This is a genomic window from Serratia sp. 2880STDY5682894 (assembly GCF_001537385.1).
Classification (GTDB): Bacteria; Pseudomonadota; Gammaproteobacteria; order Enterobacterales; family Enterobacteriaceae; genus Serratia; species Serratia nevei.
Genome location: NZ_FCJA01000012.1, coordinates 40,712 through 61,053, shown reverse-complemented (window position 1 = coordinate 61,053; position 20,342 = coordinate 40,712). Strand labels below are relative to the sequence as shown.

The following is a 20,342-nucleotide window of genomic DNA, read 5'->3' as shown; positions in this document are numbered from 1 at the left end:
GTAAAACCATGAAAGCACTGTCAAAACTGAAAGCGGAAGAAGGGATTTGGATGACCGACGTGCCTCAGCCGGAGCTGGGCCACAACGACATCATGATCAAAATCCGCAAAACCGCGATCTGCGGCACCGATGTGCATATCTACAACTGGGACGAGTGGTCGCAAAAAACCATTCCGGTTCCGATGGTGGTCGGCCATGAATACGTGGGCGAAGTGGTGGCGATCGGTCAGGAAGTCAAAGGTTTCAGCATCGGCGATCGCGTGTCCGGCGAAGGCCATATCACCTGCGGCCACTGCCGCAACTGCCGCGGCGGCCGCACGCACCTGTGCCGCAACACCGTCGGCGTGGGCGTGAACCGTCCGGGCAGCTTCGCGGAATACCTGGTGATCCCGGCGTTCAACGCCTTCAAGATCCCGGATAACATCTCCGACGAACTGGCTTCGATCTTCGATCCGTTCGGCAATGCGGTGCACACCGCGCTGTCGTTCGATCTGGTCGGTGAAGACGTGCTGGTCTCCGGCGCCGGCCCGATCGGCATCATGGCGGCGGCGGTGTGCAAACACGTCGGCGCCCGCCATGTGGTGATCACCGACGTTAACGAATACCGTCTGGAACTGGCGCGCAAGATGGGCGTGACCCGCGCGGTGAACGTCAGCAAGGAAAACCTCAACGACGTGATGGCCGAGCTGGGCATGACCGAAGGGTTCGACGTCGGTCTGGAAATGTCCGGCGCGCCGCCGGCGTTCCGCACGCTGCTCAATGCGATGAACCACGGTGGGCGTATCGCCATGTTAGGCATTCCGCCTTCGGACATGTCGATCGACTGGAACCAGGTCATCTTCAAAGGGCTGTTTATCAAAGGGATTTACGGCCGCGAAATGTTCGAAACCTGGTACAAGATGGCGGCGCTGATCCAGTCCGGGTTGGATTTGACCCCGATCATCACCCACCGCTTCTCGATCGACGAGTTCCAGCAGGGCTTCGACGCCATGCGCTCCGGCAAGTCGGGTAAAGTGGTGCTGAGCTGGGATTGATCTTGGCAAACGTGAAAAGGGCCGGAATTCCGGCCCTTTTTTTATGCTTGCGGTTTGGCTTGCGTCCAGTGCTGCCAATGACGCTTGATGAAGATCACCGGCGGCGAGTTGGCGATGCTGTCGGCGATGACGCCCAGCGCGGTGCCGGCGTTGGTTTTTTCCTTCGGCGGTTTGACCTTGCACTGCTTGATGCCGCCGCTGAACGGGTTCTTCGGCTGCGGTTTTTGCGGTTTGACCGGCGGCGGGACGTAGCTGCCGCCAGCGTTGCCCTGCGGTTCGTTCAGCAGCGCACTCGGCTTGACCAGCACGATATCGGCGGGCAGCGACGGCAGCATCTGCTGCAGCACCTTTACCGTCGCCGGGCGCGGGTGGCCAATGGCGATGGCGGAGCCGTTGCGCCGCGCCAATTCGACCGCGCGGTTGAACTGGCGGCGGATGTCGGCTTCGTTCGCGGTATCGTCGAGAAACACCTTGCGTTTGATCACTTTCACGCCGGTGCCGGCCGCGGCGCGGGTCGCCTGGCTGCTGCCGATGGTCATGCTGTCGAGGAAGTACAGGCGGTAGCTTTCGAGCGCCTGCATCACTTTCTGCATGCCCGGCAGGCTGGAGGTCATGGCGCTGCCCATGTGGTTGTTCATGCCGACCGCGTAGGGCACGTTGTTCACCGCATTGCGGATGATGCGCTGGATCTCGTCGCTGCTCATGGAAGGCTGCAGGGTATCGCGCTCCAGCGGCTGCTTGCTGAGCGGCGCCATCGGCATGTGGATCAAGACTTCGCGGCCCTGGCTGTGGGCGCGGGTGGCCATCAGGCGGGCATGCGGCGCGTTGGGCAACACCGCGACCGAGATCGCCGTCGGCATTTGCAGCACCGCGTTTTCTTCGTGAGGGCGGTAGCCCACGTCATCGATGACGATGGAGAGTTTTCCTGCCTGCGCAGCGTAAACCTGCAGCAGACAGCCTATTAACAGAGCTGTTCGGGTTTTGACATAGCGCAAATCTATCTTCCCAACCACGGCAGTGGGTTAACCGCCTGTCCCTGACGACGGATTTCGAAATAGAGCGACGGCGTTCCCTGGCCGCCGCTGGTGCCGACCAGAGCGATCGGCTGGCCGGCGCGCACCTGCGCCCCGACGTTGACCAACGCGCTTTGGTTGTAGCCGTACACGCTCATGTCGCCTTTACCGTGTTCGACCACCACCATCAGGCCATAGCCTTGCAGCCAGTCGGCCAGCAGCACGCGGCCATCGGCGACGGCTTTCACTTCGCTGCCTTCGCGGGCTTCGATCACCATGCCTTTCCAGCGTAGCTCGCCCTGCTGCTGTTCGCCAAAGCCGTGCAGCGTGCGGCCGCGCACCGGCCACATCAGCTGGCCGGCCGGACGACCGAGGCCGCCGGTTCGCGCCATCAGCGAGCGATCGGCTTCGCTAGGTTTGTAGGTCGTGCCGGTTTTCTTCGCCTGCTGCTCCTTGATGCGCACCTGTTCGCGCACCTTGGCCGCTTCACGCGCTTCGCGTTCGGCGCGCGCACGGGCTTCGCGCTCCGCCCGAGCGATCTTGTCGCGCATGCGGGCTTCGTTCTGGCGCAGTTCCACCAGGCGTTGTTGGTCTTTTTCCAGCGAGGCTTCCAGCGCGGTCAGCGTTTTCTTGCGGGCGCCACGCGCCTGCTCCAGCTTCTGCTGCTGCGTCTGTTGCTCGCCCAGTAAGGATTTTTGCTGGCCCTGTTTGGCCACCAGCGTGGTTTTTTGCTTCGCCAGCTCGGCGCGGGTCTGCTTCAGCTCTTCGATGGTTTTCTGACGCGCTTCGTTCAGATAGCCGAAATAGGCCAGAATACGTTCGCTGCGCTGGCTTTCTTCACCGCTGAGGATCAGCTGCACGGCGCTGTGCTGCCCTTGCCGGAAGGCGGCGTCGAGCTGTTTGGCGAGGAGGTTTTGTTGGGTCGATTGCTGCTTTTGCAGTTTGGCTATCGAGGCGTTCAGGCCGGAAATGTCTTTGCCCAGTTGGGTGAGCGTGCCCTGGGTGTCGCGCAACTGGCGGCTGGCCTGGGCGATGGTTTTTTCCTGCTGACGCAGCTGATCCTGCAGCGAGCTGCGCTGCTGTTGCTGCTGCTTCACCGCTTTTTCTTTCTCGGCGATGCTCTGCTGGATGTCTTTCAGCTGGGATTTATTGTCTTCCGCCGCCTGGCCGGCGAGCGGCAACAGCAAGACGCCAGCGCAAAATACGCTGGCGCACATGGCGGTGAACGTCCTTGGCGCGGTGCGTTCAGGCAGCGGTCGGCTGCCTGCGTTTGCGCTTCGGGTTACCCTTGATAGTGCAAAAAACGCCTTCTCCCTCATGGAGAAGGATTATTCCACGATGAACAGCGGCTTACCAGTCATCTCTTGCGGGATTTCCATTCCCATCAGCGTTAACAGGGTTGGCGCGATGTCCGAAAGCTTGCCGCCTTCGACCGCCCGCGCCGGTTTGCCGACGTAAATCAATGGCACCGGCAGGCTGGTGTGGGCGGTGTGCGCCTGGCCGGTGGCCGGATCGCGCATCTGCTCGGCGTTGCCGTGATCGGCGGTGATCAGCAGCTGGCCGTCGACGTCGCGCACTGCATCAACCACCTGGGCGATGCAGGCGTCCAGCGTTTCCACCGCTTTGACCGCCGCTTCATACACGCCGGTATGCCCTACCATGTCGCCGTTCGGGTAGTTGCAGATAATGGCATCGTATTTGCCGCTGCGGATGGCGCTCAGCAGCTTGTCGGTCAGCTCGGCGGCGCTCATCTCCGGCTGCAGATCGTAGGTGGCAACCTTCGGCGAGTTGACCAGCACGCGGTCTTCGCCCTTGAACGGCGTTTCCACGCCGCCGTTATAGAAGAAGGTGACGTGGGCGTATTTTTCGGTTTCCGAGATGCGCAGCTGGGTTTTGTCGTGCTTCATCAGCCATTCGCCGAAGGTGTTGGCCAGCGACGCCGGCGGATAGGCGCAGGCGGTTGCGATGTCGGCGGCGTATTCGGTCAGCATCACGAAATCGCCGAACTGCACCTGTTTGGCGCGTGGGAAACCGTCGAAATCCGCGTTCACGAAGGCGCGGGTGATCTGGCGCGCGCGGTCGGCGCGGAAGTTCATGAAGATCAACGCGTCGCCGTCCTGCATTGCGGCATCGGCCTCACCGGCGGCGCGGATCACGGTCGGTCTGACGAACTCGTCGTTTTCCCCGCGCTGATAAGCGGCCTGCAGGCCGGCGATCGCATCCTCGGCCACGGCGTCGCCTTTGGCCGCGGTCAGCAGGTCATAGGCCAGCTGCACGCGATCCCAGCGGTTGTCGCGGTCCATCGCGTAGTAGCGGCCGATCAGCGAGGCGATGCGCCCGACGCCCAGCGCGGCGAAAGCGTCGCGGCAGCGTTGCAGCGGGGCTTCGGCGCTGCGCGGCGGCGTGTCGCGCCCGTCGAGGAAGGCATGCAGATAAACGGCTTTGGCGCCGCGTTGGGCGGCCAGCTTGATCATGGCCAGGATGTGCTCGTCGTGGCTGTGCACGCCGCCCGGCGACAGCAGGCCCATGATATGCACCGCCTTGTCGGCCGCTACGGCCTTATCGACGGCGGCGGTCAGCACCGGGTTGGCGAAGAAGTCGCCGTCGGCGATCGCTTTGTCCAGTCGGGTCAGATCCTGGTACACGATGCGCCCGGCGCCCAGGTTGACGTGGCCGACTTCGGAGTTGCCCATTTGCCCATCGGGCAGGCCGACATCCAGCCCGGAAGCGGCGATCAGCGTATGCGGCTGCTCCCGCCACAGGCGATCCATCACCGGGGTGCCGGCGTTCAGGATCGCGTTGTCCTGCCGCTCTTCACGATGGCCGTAACCGTCCAGGATCACCAGTACCATCGGTTTTTTGTTGCTCGACATTGCATTGACCTCTTATGAACTTTTTAAGCTGCGAATAGCCATGCGCCCGCCGCAGGCATGGCTATTCACCCTCGAAAAACCGGCTGATTTTACACCGCCGGCGGCGATAAATAGCCCAAAGAGATCAAGGTTGCGGCGAATCGCGCGGGCTTTTATGCTCTGACGTCGGGAATTTCTCAGCGCAGCCCGCAGTTTCTACAATCGCGCTTGCTTATTGGCTGTATTTGCCGCACTCGGCAGGTATACTCTGGAACCTTGACTTATTTATCCCTTAACTGACGGGAGTTGTTACACCCCATGCTGCAAGAAATTATGCCATTCGTAAGCAGACACCCTATTCTGAGCCTGGCTTGGATCGCTCTGCTGGTCGCCGTGATCGTCATGACCTTCAAAAGCCGTTTCTCCAAGGTTAAAGAGATCGCCCGCGGTGAAGCTATTCGCCTGATCAACAAAGAAGAAGCCGTGGTGGTCGACACCCGCAGCCGCGACGATTTCCGCCGTGGTCACCTGGCCAACGCCATCAACCTGACCGCCAGCGAAATCAAAAACGGCAGCCTGGGCGAGCTGGAAAAACACAAAGCGCAGCCGATCATCGTCGTGTGCGCCAACGGCACCGCCTCCCGCGAGCCGGCGGAGAACCTGAGCAAGGCCGGTTTTGAAAAGGTGACTATGCTGAAAGACGGCATTTCCGGCTGGAGCGGAGAAAACCTGCCGCTGGTGCGCGGTAAGTAACCGTTTAACCTATTTGAGGTGGCAATCCATGGCTAACATTGATATCTACACCAAAGCGACCTGTCCGTTCTGTCATCGCGCCAAGGCGCTGTTGAACAGCAAGGGCGCGGCGTTTAACGAGATCGCCATCGACGGCGATAACGCCAAGCGCGAAGTGATGATCGAGCGCAGCGGGCGCACCACGGTGCCGCAGATTTTCATCGACGGCCGGCATATCGGCGGCTGCGATGATTTATATGAACTCGATGCTCGCGGCGGCCTGGATCCGCTGCTTTAAGCAGCTTGCCGGTTCACCGAGTGTCAATAAGGACGTTTAACCAAGGGTATTACTCACATGTCAGAACAAAACAGCACCGAAATGGCTTTCCAGATCCAACGTATTTATACCAAGGACATCTCCTTCGAAGCGCCGAACGCGCCGCAGGTTTTCCAGCAGGAATGGCAGCCGGAAGTTAAACTTGATCTGGATACCGCGTCCAGCCAGCTGGCTGACGAAGTGTATGAAGTGGTACTGCGCGTAACCGTGACGGCGAGCCTGGGCGAAGAAACTGCGTTCCTGTGCGAAGTGCAACAGGCGGGCATCTTCTCGGTAGCAGGCATCGAAGGCACGCAGCTGGCGCATTGCCTGGGTGCATACTGCCCGAACATCCTGTTCCCGTATGCGCGCGAGTGCATCACCAGCCTGGTTTCCCGCGGCACATTCCCGCAGCTGAACCTGGCACCGGTCAACTTTGACGCGCTGTTCATGAACTATCTGCAGCAGCAGGCGGAAGGCGAAGGTGCCGCACCACATCAGGATGCCTGATGAACACCGTCAATGCTTCAATGACTGTCATCGGTGCCGGCTCGTACGGCACCGCATTGGCCATTACGCTGGCGCGTAACGGCCACTCCGTGGTGCTGTGGGGGCACAACCCCGCGCAAATTCAAACGTTGCAGCAAGATCGCTGCAATCAGGCGTTTCTGCCCGACGTTCCCTTCCCCGATACCCTGCTGCTTGAAGCCGATTTGGCGCGTGCGCTGGCGGCCAGCCGCGACGTGCTGGTGGTGGTGCCGAGCCACGTGTTCGGCGACGTGCTGCGCCAGCTGAAGCCGCATCTGCGCCCGGACGCCCGTATCGTGTGGGCCACCAAGGGGCTGGAAGCGGAAACCGGTCGGTTGCTGCAGGACGTGGCGCGTGAGGCGTTGGGCGAGACGATCCCGCTGGCGGTGCTCTCCGGGCCGACGTTTGCCAAAGAGCTGGCCGCCGGCCTACCGACGGCGATCGCGCTGGCGGCGACCGATGCGCAGTTCGCCGACGATCTGCAACAGCTGCTGCACTGCGGCAAGAGCTTCCGTGTCTATAGCAATCCCGACTTCATCGGCGTGCAGCTTGGTGGCGCGGTGAAGAACGTGATCGCCATCGGCGCCGGCATGTCCGACGGCATCGGTTTCGGCGCCAACGCCCGCACCGCGTTGATTACACGCGGGCTGGCGGAAATGAGCCGTCTGGGTTCTGCGTTGGGCGCCGATCCTTCGACGTTCATGGGCATGGCGGGGCTGGGGGATCTGGTGCTAACCTGCACGGACAACCAATCGCGCAACCGCCGCTTCGGCATTATGCTGGGGCAGGGCAAAGGCGTGCAGGAAGCGCAGGACAGCATCGGCCAGGTGGTCGAGGGCTATCGCAATACCAAAGAGGTGTTGGCGCTGGCGCAGCGGCACGGCGTGGAAATGCCGATCACCGAACAGATTTATCAGGTGCTTTACTGCCATAAAGACGCCCGCGAAGCGGCGCTGAGCCTGCTGGGGCGAGCCCGAAAGGACGAAAAACCCAGCGCGTGACATAAAACGATATGCCGGGGCAGCGTGCTGACCCCGCAAATGACCTGGGCCGCTTCGCGCTACCGTGTGAAGCGGCCCGTTTGGCAAGGCAGAGGGGAATGTGATGTCGTCAGAAGAGTTGGAGCAGGTCTGGAACAGCATTAAATCAGAAGCGCGAGCACTGGCTGATTGTGAACCGATGCTGGCCAGCTTTTTCCATGCGACGTTGCTCAAGCATGAGAACCTGGGCAGCGCGCTCAGCTATATGCTGGCCAACAAGCTGGCGACGCCGATCATGCCCGCCATCGCGGTGCGCGAGGTGGTGGAAGAGGCGTACAAGTCCGACAACCAGATGATCGTTTCGGCGGCGCGCGATATCCTTGCGGTGCGGCTGCGCGACCCGGCGGTCGATAAATATTCCACGCCGCTGCTTTACCTGAAAGGGTTCCATGCGTTGCAGGCTTACCGTATCGGTCACTGGCTGTGGCAGCAAGGGCGGCAAGCGCTGGCTATCTACCTGCAAAATCAAATTTCCGTCGCCTTCGGCGTGGACATCCACCCGGCGGCGACCATCGGCTGCGGCATCATGCTCGACCACGCCACCGGCATCGTGATCGGTGAAACGGCGGTGGTGGAGAACAACGTCTCTATCCTGCAGTCGGTCACTCTGGGCGGTACCGGTAAAACCAGCGGCGACCGTCACCCGAAAATTCGCGAAGGGGTGATGATTGGCGCCGGCGCCAAAATTCTCGGCAATATCGAGGTGGGCAAGGGCGCGAAGATCGGCGCGGGATCGGTGGTCTTGCAGGCGATACCGCCGCACACCACCGCCGCCGGCGTGCCGGCGCGCATCGTCGGGCGGCCGGAGAGCGATACGCCGTCGATGGATATGGACCAATACTTCAACGGCACCAATCACGGCTTTGAGTACGGCGACGGCATTTGAGTGCCGTCTGCGCAGCCATTCAGGGGGAGCTTCGGCTCCCCCTGTGTTTTTCAGGCGGCGGTCAGCCCTGTTTCGGGAAGTTGGTGATATCGGTAACGATGTCGTCGATCGCCGCCTTGACGTCATCCGCCGTGACCGGCGTGCTGTCGTTGTTGACGGTTTTGCCGTAAGCCTTGCGTACCACTTCCATCACCGTTTTACCGGTGTCTTGGTCGATCAGCTCGCCTTCGATATACAGCGCGGTATTTTGCGTCCGGTGCCCGGTCGCCGCCATGGTGCTGGCAACGACCGCCGCGACCGGTACCACCTCATAGAACTTCATGTCTTCGTTTTCGGCGGAAACGGCGGTGATGGCGAGTTTGGCTACTAACACACGTGAGCCTGCCGGGCTGGGCAGAATGGTGAAGCGGTTCTGTAGCGCGGCTTTAATCCGCTGGGTCGCATACGCCTTGATTTTGTTCAGCGTGTCCTGGCTGACGCGCGTGGTCGGTTTTTCCGCCGGGAAATAGACCACCGGTTGGAAATAGAGGCCGCGGTAGTTGGATTCCTTGTAGTTTGGATCTATCCAGCGCAGCGTTTTATGGCCGCTTGGCGAGGTGGTTTCCTGCAGTTTGCTGTAATCGGACAAGAAGCCCGAATATTGAGACGTTTGGGTGACTTTGGACGAACAGCCCGCCAGCAACAGGACCGCTGCCAGAACCGCCATGGCAACGCTCAAGCGTTGTTTCTTCATATGGTTTCCTATGATGAGTGGTGATTACCCTTACAAAACATAGCGCATTATCTGTGCCTCATCGGGCATTTTCGGGGCCGGGCGTGCCCTGCCGTGGCCTTTTTTCAGGATCGTGATGCGCCGCCGGTTTTCGCCGCCAGCGCCGGTGATAAGGCGGCGAGTAGGGTATCCGCTCTGGCCAGCGCCTGGCGTTGCTCAACATGCCATAGGGGCAACAACGGCCAGAGATCCGCCTGATGCTCGGCCTGCAGGCACCAGACCTCCCGATCGTGCCAGTCGCCGAGGGCGTTTTGCGCCGCTTTGAGGCCCGCCGTCGCTTCGGCAGAGAGGGAAAGGCGTTGCGGATAGGCTTCGGCGGCGTAACGCAGGCGTTTTATCAGCAGCCGCAGATGGTGGCGATCGTAGCCGGTATCGGCCAATGCCCGGCGCAGCTGCCGCTGTTGGCGCTGCAGGCGCCGGTTCAGGCGGTATTTGGCGGTGCGTCGCGCGGTGCGGCGGAAGCGGCGCGGCCAGGCGTGCAACAGCGAGGGAAAGTCGATGAGCTGCGGATGGGCGAGCAGTTGACGGCAGCGAGCCTGAAGATCGCTCCGGCGCACGTTGGCCTGCCAATCGAGGCGATGGCTTGCCAGTTCGGCGATCAGCACCTCGAGATCGCGCAGCGGCGTCGTGAGCCTGCCCAACTCGGCGGCGGCCCGATCGAGCCGCGTTGCGCCGGGGCAGCCGCGCAACGGGCGCAGCAGGCTGCGAATGCGGCGCAGACAGACGCGCAGGTCGTGCAGCGCTTCGCTGTCTTGCGCCTGCTGCAGCCGCAGCAGCGCCTCGTTCAGCGCCGTCTCGAGGCGGCGAAGCTGGGTGACAATATCCTCGATGAAAGCCATGTGCCGTTCCTGGAAAGAACATCGCAGCGATGATGCTTCCAGTATGGCGCGTCGTCGCGGATTATGCCTTGATCAGCGCGCCGGCATAGTCCAGCTGCCGCCAGGCCTCATACACCACCACCGATACGGCATTCGACAGGTTCATGCTGCGGCTTTGCGCCTGCATCGGGATGCGGATTTTTTGCTGCGCAGGCAGCGCATCGAGGATGTCGGCGGGCAACCCGCGCGTTTCCGGGCCGAACAGCAGGTAGTCGCCGGCCTGATAGCTGACGGCGCTGTGCGCCGGCGTGCCTTTGGTGGTCAGGGCAAACAGCCGCTGTGGGTTTTCGGCGGCGAGAAAGGCAGCGTAATCGGCATGGCGGCTGACGCGGGTGAACTCATGATAGTCCAACCCGGCGCGGCGCAGGCGCTTGTCGTCCCACGGGAATCCCAGCGGTTCGATCAGGTGCAGGTTAAAGCCGGTATTGGCACACAGGCGGATGATATTGCCGGTGTTGGGTGGAATTTCGGGTTCAAATAAAACGATGTTCAGCATGTTGCAGGCCCCTCGTGAACGAGGGGCGCAGGATAGCAAACTCTTACTGTTCTGTCTTAGTCGACAGACGTTGATGATGCAGCGGCAGCCACAGCACCAGCCGCAGGCCGCCAAGCGGGCTGTCTTCGGCCTTCACCCAGCCGCGATGCTGGTTGACTGCCGCTTCGACGATCGCCAAGCCGAGGCCGGTGCCGCCGGATTCGCGGTCGCGCGCTTCATCGGTGCGGTAGAACGGACGGAAGATCTGCTCGCGATCTTCGGCGCTGACGCCGGGGCCGTCGTCGTCAACCTCGATGGTCACGCCCTGATTGTCGGCGCTGAACGCCACGGCAATGCGGGTGTGCGAATAACGCAGGGCATTGCGCACGATGTTTTCCAACGCGCTATCCAGCGCACTCGCGTTGCCGAACAGCGTCCACGGGCCGGGCGGCGCGGTGATCTCCAACTGCTTGCCCATCTGTTCCGCTTCGAAACGGGCATTGTCCAGCACGTCGGCCCACAGGTCGTTGGCCTTCAGCTGCTCGCGCGCCAGCTCGCCTTTTTGCTGCCCGCGCGACAGCGCCAGCAGATCGTTGATCATCGAATCCAGCCGCTGCGCTTCGGTTTCGATGCGCGCCAGCTCGTGGCCTTCACCATGGCGGCGACGCATCAACGCGGTGGCCAGCTGCAGGCGCGTCAGCGGCGTGCGCAGCTCGTGCGAGATGTCCGAGATCAGCCGTTGCTGCGCGTTCATCATGCGCTCCAGCGCGCTGACCATCTGGTTGAAGCTGGCGCCGGTGGCCAGAAACTCCTGCGGGCCGGCCTCCAGTTCCGGATGCTGCTTCAGGTTGCCACGCGCCACGTCATCGGCGGCGTTCTTCAGCTTGCGTGCCGGTTTCGCCAGGCTCCAGGCCAGCCACAGCAGCAGCGGGGCGCTGATCAGCATGGTGACGATCAGCAGCAGCAGCGGCCGGTCGAACATCAGGTTGATGAAATCGGATTGCGGGCTGTTGGCGGGGCGGATCAGGTACAGCTGGTAGTTGTCTTCGCCGTCGCGCACCGCGAACGGCCCGACCAGCTCGACGCGACCGTACTTTTTCTTCTTCGGATGATCTGAATTATCGGATTGGCCGATGAAGTTGCGGACGATCTGCATTTCATTGCGCTGCGCGCCGATCACCCGGCCTTCGCTGGTGACCAGCAGCAGGCGTTGGCCCGGCGGCGCCCATTTGTCGATGGCGCGGAACAGGCGGCGCCACCACATCAGATCGTTGGCCGGATCGTTTTGCAACTCGGCCTCGACGTGCTGTTCCAGCATCAACCCCTGCCGCTGCTCGCTGTCGAGCAGCGAGGTCATTTGGCGGGAGTCGAGCTTGGGCACCATCAGCACCAACATTAGCACCAGGGCTAACGTGAACCAGAAAATGGCGAAGATGCGTGCCGTCAAACTGTTGATCATGTTGCAGATACCATCAAATAACCCCGCCCGCGCAGGGTTTTGAACCACGGATGCCCGTCTTTGCGATCCGGCAGCTTACGCCGCAGGTTGGAAATGTGCATGTCGATGGCGCGATCGAACGGGGTCAGGCGTTTGCCCAGCACTTCCTGGCTCAGCAGTTCGCGCGACACCACCTGGCCGAGATGCTGCGCCAGCAGGTAAAGCAGGGTGAATTCGGTGCCGGTCAGATCCAGTACCTGACCGTCGAAGCTGGCCTCCTGGCGGCCGGGGTTGAGCTGCAGGCCATCGACATCCAGCGTCGGGGCGCCGCTGTCGACCTGCTGCTGCTGTTCGCTCCAGTTGGAACGGCGCAGAATGGCGCGAATGCGCGCGACCAGTTCGCGATCGTTGAAGGGTTTCGGCAGGTAATCATCGGCGCCCAGCTCCAGGCCCAGCACGCGGTCCAGTTCGCTGCCGCGCGCGGTCAGCATGATGACCGGCGTCTGGTGATGTTGGCGCAGTTCTTTCAACGTATCGATGCCGTTTTTCTTCGGCATCATGATGTCGAGCAGCAGCAGGTCGACGGAGCTGTCCAGCAGCGACAACGCCTGCTCGCCATCGTGCGCGACGACGATATTAAAACCTTCCATTTCAAGCAGTTCTTTTAACAGCGAGGTCAACTCGCGGTCGTCGTCAACTAACAGAATCTTGTTCATTATGATTTACCTCCAGACGCAAAATACGTCATCAACTGTTGCCATTCCATGACTTTACGTAGTTTTACATGCACTGACGCAGGTTTTCAGGTGTAGCGGTACACTGCTCCTCGTTGATTCGCAAAGTGAGAAAGCTTGAGGAGTTGAAATGCGTAAGGTGACCGCATTAGTTATGGCATCACTGCTGGCAATTGGTTCGACCGCTGCCTTCGCTGCCGACACTATACCGGACACAGCCCAACCTCCCGGCAACGACGCGATGACCCGAATACCCGGCCAGCACCATATGTTCGACGGTGTCAGCCTCAGCGAACAGCAGCGCCAGCAAATGCGCGATTTGATGCGCCAGGCCCGGCACGATCTGCCTGGTGTCAATGTAGCTGAAATGGAAGCCATGCATAAACTGGTGACCGCAGAGAAATTTGACGAAGCCGCCGTGTATGCCCAGGCGGAAAAGATGGCCCAACAGCAGGTCAAGCGCCAGGTCGAAATGGCCCGGGTGCGCAACCAAATGTATAACCTGCTGACGCCAGAGCAAAAAAGTGTTTTAGACCAGAAACATCAGCAGCGTATGCAGCAGATGGAGCAACAAATTTCTGGTTTGCAGCAAGCTTCTGCCCAGAAGTGAAGTACGACTGAGTAGTCCCCTGTTTTTCCTTGCCATAGACACCATCCCTGTCTTCCCCGCCATGATGGCGGGGTTTTTTTTATCCGACATTTCGCTATATTGAGCGCCACACCTTTTGACCGGGATCCCTTCATGGAACAGCGCTATGCACGCCTGGTAAAGTCCGCTGCGTTGGCCGCTACCGCGCTGGCGTCGTCGCTGCTGTTGATCAAAATCGTCGCCTGGTACCACACCGGTTCGGTCAGCCTGCTGGCGGCGCTGGTGGATTCGCTGGTCGATATTGCCGCCTCGCTGACCAACCTTCTGGTGGTGCGCTATTCGCTGCAGCCGGCCGATGCCGAGCACACCTTTGGCCACGGCAAAGCGGAGTCGCTGGCGGCGCTGGCGCAAAGCATGTTTATTTCCGGCTCCGCCCTGTTTCTGTTCCTCACCGGCTTCCAGCATTTGTATGCGCCGCAAACGCTGCGCGATCCCGGCGTCGGGATCGTCGTGACTGTGATCGCGTTGATCAGCACCCTGATTCTGGTCACCTATCAACGTTGGGTGGTCAGAAAAACGCGCAGCCAGGCAGTGCGCGCAGATATGCTGCATTATCAGTCAGATGTCATGATGAATGGTGCTATTCTTATCGCTCTTGGGCTAAGCTGGTACGGCTTCCAGCGGGCGGACGCGCTGTTCGCGCTGGGCATCGGCGTTTACATCCTGTATAGCGCGCTGCGCATGGGCTACGAAGCGGTGCAGTCGCTGCTGGATCGGGCGTTGCCGGATGACGAACGCCAGGCGATTATCGAGGTTGTTTCCTCTTGGCCCGGGGTGAAAGGCGCGCACGATCTGCGCACGCGGCAGTCGGGGCCGACGCGTTTCATCCAGCTGCATCTGGAGATGGAAGACACGCTGCCGCTGCGTGAGGCGCATCGGTTGGCCGATCAGGTGGAACAGGCGTTGCGGCACCGTTTTGCGGGGGCAGACGTCATCATTCACCTGGATCCGTGCTCCGTGGTGCCACCGGGTAGGCAGGGGCATTGGGAGCTATAATCAGATAGAGGCATAGATCGAAGTATTATCATGAATATCTGAGTTAGCTCAGCGTGCCATGCGGTATTTTTACCGTTATATTGCGTGACTTGAATCAATTCAGCTGGGTGTTTTTGATATAATATCCAGCAATAAGCCGTAAAGCTGGTTTTCTGCAGCCGGAGAGGTTTCAAGACGATCGGCGGAGACAGAATTCTTAAGAAATTGCATCTACACAGTTCAGAGGTAGTCATGATCAAGAAAATCGGTGTACTGACGAGCGGCGGTGATTCGCCGGGTATGAACGCTGCAATCCGCGGCGTTGTGCGTTCTGCGCTTTCAGAAGGTCTGGAAGTTTTTGGTATTTACGATGGCTACCTTGGCTTGTACGAAGATCGCATGGAGCAGCTGGACCGCTATAGCGTGTCCGACATGATCAACCGCGGCGGCACCTTCCTCGGCTCGGCCCGCTTCCCGGAGTTCAGGGATGAAAACGTGCGCGCCAAGGCGATTGAAAACCTGAAGAATCGCGGCATCGACGCGCTGGTGGTGATCGGCGGCGACGGTTCCTACATGGGCGCCAAACGCCTGACGGAAGAAGGCTTCCCGTGCATCGGTCTGCCGGGCACCATCGATAACGACGTTGCCGGTACCGACTACACCATCGGTTACTTCACCGCGCTGGAAACCGTGGTGGAAGCGATCGACCGCCTGCGCGATACCTCCTCTTCGCACCAGCGTATCTCCATCGTGGAAGTGATGGGCCGTTACTGCGGCGATCTGACGCTGGCGGCGGCGATTGCCGGCGGCTGCGAATTCATCGTGCTGCCTGAAATCGAATTCAATCGCGAAGATCTGGTGTGCGAAATCAAGGCCGGTATCGCCAAGGGTAAAAAACACGCCATCGTGGCGATCACCGAGCACATCTGCGATATCGATGAGCTGGCGCGCCACATCGAGCAGGAAACCAAGCGTGAAACTCGCGCTACCGTGTTGGGCCACATTCAACGCGGCGGTTCGCCGGTTGCCTACGACCGCATCCTGGCCTCGCGCATGGGCGCCTACGCCATCGAGCTGCTGCTGCAGGGTTACGGCGGCCGCTGCGTCGGTATCCAGAACGAAAAAATGGTGCATCACGACATCATCGACGCGATCGAAAACATGAAGCGTCCGTTCAAGGGTGACTGGCTGGAAACGGCGAAAAAACTGTACTGATATGCCGCTCACCGCACGACAAAAAAGCCTCCGCTCGCGGGGGCTTTTTTATGCCCGTCGGCGATATATTCCGGAATCATCTATCCCAAAATTTTTTATTCTTTAATTGCCGGGAAAGTTTCTGGCAGGCTCTGATGCTAAATCAACCGATTGAGGTTGCGCTTAATTTTCTGGGAGAGCCTGTCGATGCGTAAATGGGGTGTTGGTCTGACATTGGTGCTGTTGGCGTCCGGCGCCATGGCGAAGGATATTCAACTGCTGAACGTGTCATACGATCCGACGCGTGAGTTCTATCAGGCTTACAACACGGCATTCAGCAAGCACTATCAGGCGGAAACCGGCGACAAGGTGACGGTGCGCCAGTCGCATGGCGGCTCCGGCAAACAGGCGACCTCGGTGATCAACGGCATCGAGGCCGACGTGGTGACGCTGGCGTTGGCCTATGACGTCGACGCCATCGCCGAACGCGGGCGTATCGAGAAAGACTGGATCAAACGCCTGCCGGACAACTCGGCGCCTTACACCTCGACCATCGTCTTCCTGGTGCGCAAAGGCAACCCGAAACAGATTCACGATTGGCCCGATCTGCTCAAACCGGGCGTGTCGGTGATCACCCCGAACCCGAAAACCTCCGGTGGCGCCCGCTGGAACTACCTGGCCGCCTGGGGCTACGCGTTGCACCACAACAACAACGATAAGGCCAAGGCGCAGGACTTCGTCAAAAACCTGTACAAGAACGTCGAAGTGTTAGATTCCGGCGCGCGCGGCGCGACCAACACCTTTGTTGAGCGCGGTATCGGCGATGTGCTGATCGCCTGGGAAAACGAAGCGTTGTTGGCGGAGAAAGAACTGGGCAAAGACAAGTTCGAGATTATCACCCCGAGTGAATCGATCCTGGCCGAACCGACGGTGTCGGTAGTGGATAAGGTGGTCGATAAACGCGGTACCCGCAACGTGGCGACCGCCTACCTGAAGTATCTGTATTCGCCGGAAGGGCAGACCATCGCGGCACAGCACTATTACCGTCCGCGCGATGCGGCGGTGGCGGCCAAGTTTGCCGGGCAGTTCCCGCAGCTGAAGCTGTTCACCGTGGATGACACCTTCGGCGGCTGGACCGAAGCGCAGAAGGTGCACTTCGCCACCGGCGGCGTGTTCGACGAGATAAGCAAACGCTGATGCCGTCTGAGCGGCAATAAAAAACCCCGGCTTGCCGGGGTTTTTTTATGACAAGCCTAAGACAATCAGGCTTTTTTCGCTGCGGCAGCGGCTTTGACGATCACGGCGAAAGCGTCGGCTTTCAGCGAAGCGCCGCCAACCAGCGCGCCGTCGATGTCCGGCTGAGAGAACAGCTCTGCGGCGTTCTTGTCGTTCACCGAACCGCCGTACTGGATGATGATTTCAGCGGCAACCGCGGCATCGTGTTTGGCGATGTGGTCACGGATAAATTTGTGCACGGCCTGCGCCTGCGCAGGGGTAGCGGACTTGCCGGTACCGATGGCCCAGACCGGCTCATAGGCGATCACGGTGCCTTTCATCGCCGGTGCGCCCAGCGTTTTCAGCACGGCGTCGATCTGGCGCGCGCACACTTCTTCAGTTTTGCCCGCAGCGTTTTCCGCTTCGGTTTCACCGATGCACAGCACCGGGATCAGGCCGGCTTCTTTCAGCACGGCGAATTTCTCGGCGATGACTTCGTCGCTTTCTTTGTGGTAGGTGCGACGCTCGGAGTGGCCGATGATGATGTACTGGGCGCCGACGTCTTTCAGCATGTTGGCGGAAACTTCACCGGTGAAGGCGCCGGACAGGTTAACGTCCACGTTCTGCGCGCCCAGCGCGATGCGGCTGCCGGCCAGCGCGTGCTTGGCCTGATCCAGATACATCACCGGCGGGGCGATGGCGACGCCACAGCCGTCAACGCTGCTCAGCTCATTGCGCAGGCCGGCGATCAGTTCGTTGACCATGTGGGTGCTGCCGTTAAGCTTCCAGTTACCCATAACTAATGGATGACGCATGTTTTTTCCTCCAACTAGAAAACGCGAGAGTCGAAATGACAACTGCCGGACCGGCAGTTTACCTGCCCAACAGTATAGAGATCATTAAGCGCGAAGGCTTTGCTTTTCGTCATTAAATGCCGCGCCGTTACGGCTCGGAAAGCGCCAGCTTAATCGGTTCAACCGCGAAGGTTACGCCTTTATCGCCGTTGTCCGAGACGACATAGCGAATGGCGCCGACCTGCTGTTGGTAAAAGCGCGACCCTTTGCCTTTTTCCAGCAGGCTGTTCACCTTGTTCTGGCTCTGTTCCACCGTCAACGCCGGTTCGAACTGGCGCATCAGCGCCGCCATGTAGCTGATGGCGATGGCGCGCGCGGCTTTTTCTTCATTGGCCTGCTGCAGCGGCAGGTGAGTGATCTGCAACGTTTTGATTTTACCGGTGCCTTTCTCCAGCGCGGTGGAGGCGTACAGGTTTTCGTTGAGTTTGCTGGCGGCGCGCGTCAGCAGCGGCGAATCGTCTTCGGCGGCGGGAATGGCGCGGAATTCGCCAATCGGCAGCTTCGGGTTATCGCGGTTGTATTTTTCGCGGAATTTGACCACCGTCAGATCGAACGTCGGTGCCCCGGCCAGCAGGTAAGGTGCGGCGGGCGTCGCATCGGCGGGCGGCGGATCGGCCCAGGCGCTGGCGGCCACCTGAAGCAGGCAGGCGATGACGAGGGTTTTTCTCAGCATGGCGTATGGCATCAAGGACAAAGATGGCTCCGATTAAAGCGATAACCCGCGGGGCTTGTCAAAGATCCCACGCCATTATCGGTTCGCTGACGAGAAAGCTGTGCGGCGCACCGCGTTATGCGAGGCGGAAAACTCGGCCCGGCAGCGCCTATGTTACACTGCGGCGCAGAATATGGGCAGGCTTAGAGCGCAGGAATCGATGACGTTACAACAGTGGTGTTTTTCTTTTAAGGGCCGCATCGGGCGGCGCGACTTCTGGATTTGGATGGGGCTGTGGTTGGTGCTGATGGCGGCGGCGTTTACGCTGGCCAATTATCAGCTGGTCGCCATCCAATCCATCGCCTTCTTTATCGTGGCGCTGCTGTGGCCGACGGCGGCGGTGCTGGTCAAGCGCCTGCACGATCGCAACAAGGCCGGCTGGTGGGCGCTGCTGCTGATCCTGGCGTGGATGCTGGCGGCGGGGAACTGGCAGATGCTGGCGCCGATCTGGCAATGGGGCGTTGGGCGCTTCATTCCGACGCTGATTATCGTGATGATGATGATCGATCTGGGGGCCTTCGTCGGCACGCCGGGAGATAACCGGTTCGGCCCGGAAGCCGAACCGGTGAAGTTCCGCTGACCCTCGCCGGGTTACCAGTAGTGTTCGCTGGTGATGTGGCCCGGCTTGCGGCGCAGGTGCTTGCGCATCTGGCGGTGGTCTTTCAGCGTTTGCTGGGTGTCCCGCACCATTTGCGGGTTGCCGCACAGCATCACGTGGCTGGTTTCGGCGTCGATAGTCAAACCGATCGCCGCTTCCAGCCGGCCGTCCTCGATCAGCGCCGGTACGCGGCCGGTCAATGAGCCGGGCGCCTCTTCGCGGCTGACGACGGTCTGGATGCGCAGCTTGCCGTTGTAGCGCTGCTGCAGTTGCTGCATCAGCGGCAGGTAGCTCAGGTCACGCGCAAAGCGCGCGGCGTGCACCAGCACCAGGTTGTTGAAGCGCTCCAGGCCGGCGCCCTGCTGCAGAATCGATAAATAGGGGCCGATGGCGGTGCCGGTCGCCAGCATCCACAGCGTATCGCAGTCGGGCACCTCGTCCAGCACGAAGAAGCCGGCCGCTTCTTTGGTTACCATCACGTCCGAGCCCGGCTGCAGCTGACTGAGGCGCGGGCTCAGCTTGCCTTCCGGCACGGTGACCAGATAGAACTCCAGATTGGCGTCGTCGGGGGCATTGACGTAGGAGTAGGCACGTTGCACCCGTTCGCCGTCGATCTCCAGCGCCAGCTTGGCAAATTGCCCGGCGGTGAAAGGATCGATGGGGGCATTGACCACCAGGCTGAACAGCCCGTCGGTCCATTGTTTTACCTGCGTAACCTTGCCGTTTACCCATTCAGCCATACTCTAAAGCTCCCGTGGTCGAATCAAATAAGCACAATGTCGTGAGCCGGAAATGGCGTGCGCGGTGCGCTCTACCCGGTAGTCGTTGCCGAACAGGCGGTGAAACAGCTGCAGCTCGGAATTGCACAGGCTGCTGCAGCTGGAACCGGCCACGCCAATCGGGCAGTGGTTTTCCACCAACAGCGTGCCGTGCGGGTGGTCGAACAATTCGGCCATGTAACCGTCGTGTTGCCGCAGGCGCACCAGGCGGGCTAACCGGTCCTGATGGCTGCGCTCGGCGGACAGCTCTTCGGCATAACGCAGATAAAGCTGCTCTTCGCGCGCGTTGAGCAACGGCTCCACCCCGGCGCCGCCAAACAGCTGCAGCGCGGATGCCCGCAGCCGCTCCTGATCGGCGGCGGCAAAGGCGTGCCCTCGCTCGGTCAGCGACCAGTAGCGCGTCGGGCGGCCGACCTTGCTGCGCGCTTCTTCGTAACAAACCAACTCACGTTTTTCCAGGGATTGCAGATGTTGTCGGATGCCCATCGGCGTAATGTCCAGACGCTCCGCCAGCATTTTGGCCGAGTGCGGGCCGAGAGCCTTTAACTGCAATAAAATCAGCTCAGGTGTTTTCATGAACCAAATCCCTATGGTGTTATTTTATTTCAAGTTGATGAAAAGAATTATCGATTAAATGCTAAAGCGCGGCTACTGCAAGGGCGCTATTT

General features: G+C 60.5%; 23 protein-coding genes. 11 read left to right on the top strand and 12 right to left on the bottom strand.

Going from position 1 to position 20,342, the window contains the following annotated elements:
* The first annotated feature begins 8 nt into the window (after positions 1–8).
* Complete coding sequence (tdh, locus tag AWX27_RS21795; protein WP_025304682.1) at positions 9–1,034, top strand: L-threonine 3-dehydrogenase; 1,026 nt, start codon at positions 9–11, stop codon at positions 1,032–1,034.
* Positions 1,035–1,075: 41 nt separating this feature from the next.
* Here the strand turns inward: tdh and AWX27_RS21790 are convergent, their stop codons facing one another.
* From AWX27_RS21790 to gpmM, 3 genes are read right to left on the bottom strand one after another with little or no spacing between them, the layout of a single operon-like run.
* Positions 1,076–2,029 carry a divergent polysaccharide deacetylase family protein gene (locus AWX27_RS21790; protein ID WP_060424982.1) on the bottom strand — a complete coding sequence of 318 codons (954 nt, stop codon included), beginning with the start codon at positions 2,027–2,029 and terminating at the stop codon, positions 1,076–1,078.
* A gap of 2 nt (positions 2,030–2,031) precedes the next feature.
* Complete coding sequence (envC, locus tag AWX27_RS21785) at positions 2,032–3,366, bottom strand: murein hydrolase activator EnvC (RefSeq protein WP_049201812.1); 1,335 nt, start codon at positions 3,364–3,366, stop codon at positions 2,032–2,034.
* A 9-nt stretch (positions 3,367–3,375) separates the two neighbouring features.
* The gene (gene gpmM, locus AWX27_RS21780; protein WP_060424981.1) at positions 3,376–4,920 is read right to left on the bottom strand and encodes a 2,3-bisphosphoglycerate-independent phosphoglycerate mutase; all 1,545 of its coding nucleotides are present in this window, start codon (positions 4,918–4,920) and stop codon (positions 3,376–3,378) included.
* A 297-nt stretch (positions 4,921–5,217) separates the two neighbouring features.
* On the opposite strand from gpmM, the gene AWX27_RS21775 reads away from it, so the two are divergent.
* The 5 genes from AWX27_RS21775 (at position 5,218) to cysE (ending at position 8,401) form a co-directional block, all read left to right on the top strand.
* Complete coding sequence (locus AWX27_RS21775) at positions 5,218–5,652, top strand: rhodanese-like domain-containing protein (protein ID WP_038872623.1); 435 nt, start codon at positions 5,218–5,220, stop codon at positions 5,650–5,652.
* Between the two features lie 28 nt (positions 5,653–5,680).
* The gene (grxC, locus tag AWX27_RS21770) at positions 5,681–5,929 is read left to right on the top strand and encodes a glutaredoxin 3 (RefSeq protein WP_004931142.1); all 249 of its coding nucleotides are present in this window, start codon (positions 5,681–5,683) and stop codon (positions 5,927–5,929) included.
* A 57-nt stretch (positions 5,930–5,986) separates the two neighbouring features.
* Positions 5,987–6,457: a protein-export chaperone SecB gene (gene secB / locus AWX27_RS21765; protein WP_025304678.1), complete on the top strand. Its 471-nt coding sequence runs from the start codon at positions 5,987–5,989 to the stop codon at positions 6,455–6,457.
* Positions 6,457–7,476: an NAD(P)H-dependent glycerol-3-phosphate dehydrogenase gene (gpsA, locus tag AWX27_RS21760; RefSeq protein WP_038872626.1), complete on the top strand. Its 1,020-nt coding sequence runs from the start codon at positions 6,457–6,459 to the stop codon at positions 7,474–7,476. Before secB ends, gpsA begins: the two co-directional genes overlap by 1 nt.
* A gap of 103 nt (positions 7,477–7,579) precedes the next feature.
* The gene (cysE, locus tag AWX27_RS21755) at positions 7,580–8,401 is read left to right on the top strand and encodes a serine O-acetyltransferase (protein WP_004931135.1); all 822 of its coding nucleotides are present in this window, start codon (positions 7,580–7,582) and stop codon (positions 8,399–8,401) included.
* A gap of 61 nt (positions 8,402–8,462) precedes the next feature.
* Here cysE and AWX27_RS21750 read toward each other — a convergent pair whose 3' ends face one another.
* The 5 genes from AWX27_RS21750 to cpxR all read right to left on the bottom strand — a co-directional run bounded on the left by AWX27_RS21750 (position 8,463) and on the right by cpxR (position 12,680).
* Entirely contained in the window at positions 8,463–9,134 is a 672-nt protein-coding gene (locus AWX27_RS21750) for a DUF3313 domain-containing protein (protein WP_060424978.1), read from the bottom strand.
* A gap of 104 nt (positions 9,135–9,238) precedes the next feature.
* A complete protein-coding gene (locus AWX27_RS21745) occupies positions 9,239–10,012 on the bottom strand; it encodes a CHAD domain-containing protein (RefSeq protein WP_060424975.1) in 774 nt (257 codons plus the stop codon).
* Positions 10,013–10,073: 61 nt separating this feature from the next.
* Positions 10,074–10,547 (bottom strand): tRNA (uridine(34)/cytosine(34)/5-carboxymethylaminomethyluridine(34)-2'-O)-methyltransferase TrmL, encoded by a 474-nt coding sequence (gene trmL / locus AWX27_RS21740; protein WP_004931130.1) that lies wholly within the window; start codon positions 10,545–10,547, stop codon positions 10,074–10,076.
* A gap of 43 nt (positions 10,548–10,590) precedes the next feature.
* Positions 10,591–11,985, bottom strand: coding sequence for an envelope stress sensor histidine kinase CpxA (gene cpxA, locus AWX27_RS21735; protein ID WP_047729612.1), 1,395 nt, complete (start codon positions 11,983–11,985; stop codon positions 10,591–10,593).
* Positions 11,982–12,680 carry an envelope stress response regulator transcription factor CpxR gene (cpxR, locus tag AWX27_RS21730; protein WP_004931124.1) on the bottom strand — a complete coding sequence of 233 codons (699 nt, stop codon included), beginning with the start codon at positions 12,678–12,680 and terminating at the stop codon, positions 11,982–11,984. The genes cpxA and cpxR overlap by 4 nt, the downstream gene beginning before the upstream one ends.
* 148 nt (positions 12,681–12,828) lie before the next feature.
* On the opposite strand from cpxR, the gene cpxP reads away from it, so the two are divergent.
* The 4 genes from cpxP (at position 12,829) to AWX27_RS21710 (ending at position 16,713) form a co-directional block, all read left to right on the top strand.
* Positions 12,829–13,308 carry a cell-envelope stress modulator CpxP gene (gene cpxP / locus AWX27_RS21725; protein WP_004931122.1) on the top strand — a complete coding sequence of 160 codons (480 nt, stop codon included), beginning with the start codon at positions 12,829–12,831 and terminating at the stop codon, positions 13,306–13,308.
* Positions 13,309–13,440: 132 nt separating this feature from the next.
* Positions 13,441–14,343 carry a CDF family cation-efflux transporter FieF gene (fieF, locus tag AWX27_RS21720; RefSeq protein WP_033649885.1) on the top strand — a complete coding sequence of 301 codons (903 nt, stop codon included), beginning with the start codon at positions 13,441–13,443 and terminating at the stop codon, positions 14,341–14,343.
* Between the two features lie 231 nt (positions 14,344–14,574).
* Entirely contained in the window at positions 14,575–15,537 is a 963-nt protein-coding gene (gene pfkA / locus AWX27_RS21715) for a 6-phosphofructokinase (RefSeq protein WP_004931116.1), read from the top strand.
* Positions 15,538–15,723: 186 nt separating this feature from the next.
* The gene (locus AWX27_RS21710) at positions 15,724–16,713 is read left to right on the top strand and encodes a sulfate ABC transporter substrate-binding protein (protein ID WP_060424973.1); all 990 of its coding nucleotides are present in this window, start codon (positions 15,724–15,726) and stop codon (positions 16,711–16,713) included.
* Positions 16,714–16,778: 65 nt separating this feature from the next.
* Here the strand turns inward: AWX27_RS21710 and tpiA are convergent, their stop codons facing one another.
* Both tpiA and AWX27_RS21700 read right to left on the bottom strand, forming a co-directional pair.
* Positions 16,779–17,546: a triose-phosphate isomerase gene (tpiA, locus tag AWX27_RS21705; RefSeq protein ID WP_004931113.1), complete on the bottom strand. Its 768-nt coding sequence runs from the start codon at positions 17,544–17,546 to the stop codon at positions 16,779–16,781.
* Positions 17,547–17,673: 127 nt separating this feature from the next.
* Complete coding sequence (locus AWX27_RS21700; RefSeq protein ID WP_047729614.1) at positions 17,674–18,258, bottom strand: DUF1454 family protein; 585 nt, start codon at positions 18,256–18,258, stop codon at positions 17,674–17,676.
* 199 nt (positions 18,259–18,457) lie between these two features.
* Here AWX27_RS21700 and AWX27_RS21695 point away from each other — a divergent pair, with 199 nt between their 5' ends.
* Positions 18,458–18,877 (top strand): DUF805 domain-containing protein, encoded by a 420-nt coding sequence (locus AWX27_RS21695; protein ID WP_019452229.1) that lies wholly within the window; start codon positions 18,458–18,460, stop codon positions 18,875–18,877.
* 11 nt (positions 18,878–18,888) lie between these two features.
* Here AWX27_RS21695 and fpr read toward each other — a convergent pair whose 3' ends face one another.
* Together fpr and AWX27_RS21685 are read right to left on the bottom strand one after the other, a co-directional pair.
* Positions 18,889–19,635 carry a ferredoxin--NADP(+) reductase gene (fpr, locus tag AWX27_RS21690; RefSeq protein ID WP_047729616.1) on the bottom strand — a complete coding sequence of 249 codons (747 nt, stop codon included), beginning with the start codon at positions 19,633–19,635 and terminating at the stop codon, positions 18,889–18,891.
* Positions 19,636–19,638: 3 nt separating this feature from the next.
* Positions 19,639–20,250 (bottom strand): helix-turn-helix transcriptional regulator, encoded by a 612-nt coding sequence (locus AWX27_RS21685; RefSeq protein ID WP_060424972.1) that lies wholly within the window; start codon positions 20,248–20,250, stop codon positions 19,639–19,641.
* Positions 20,251–20,342 lie beyond the last annotated feature (92 nt).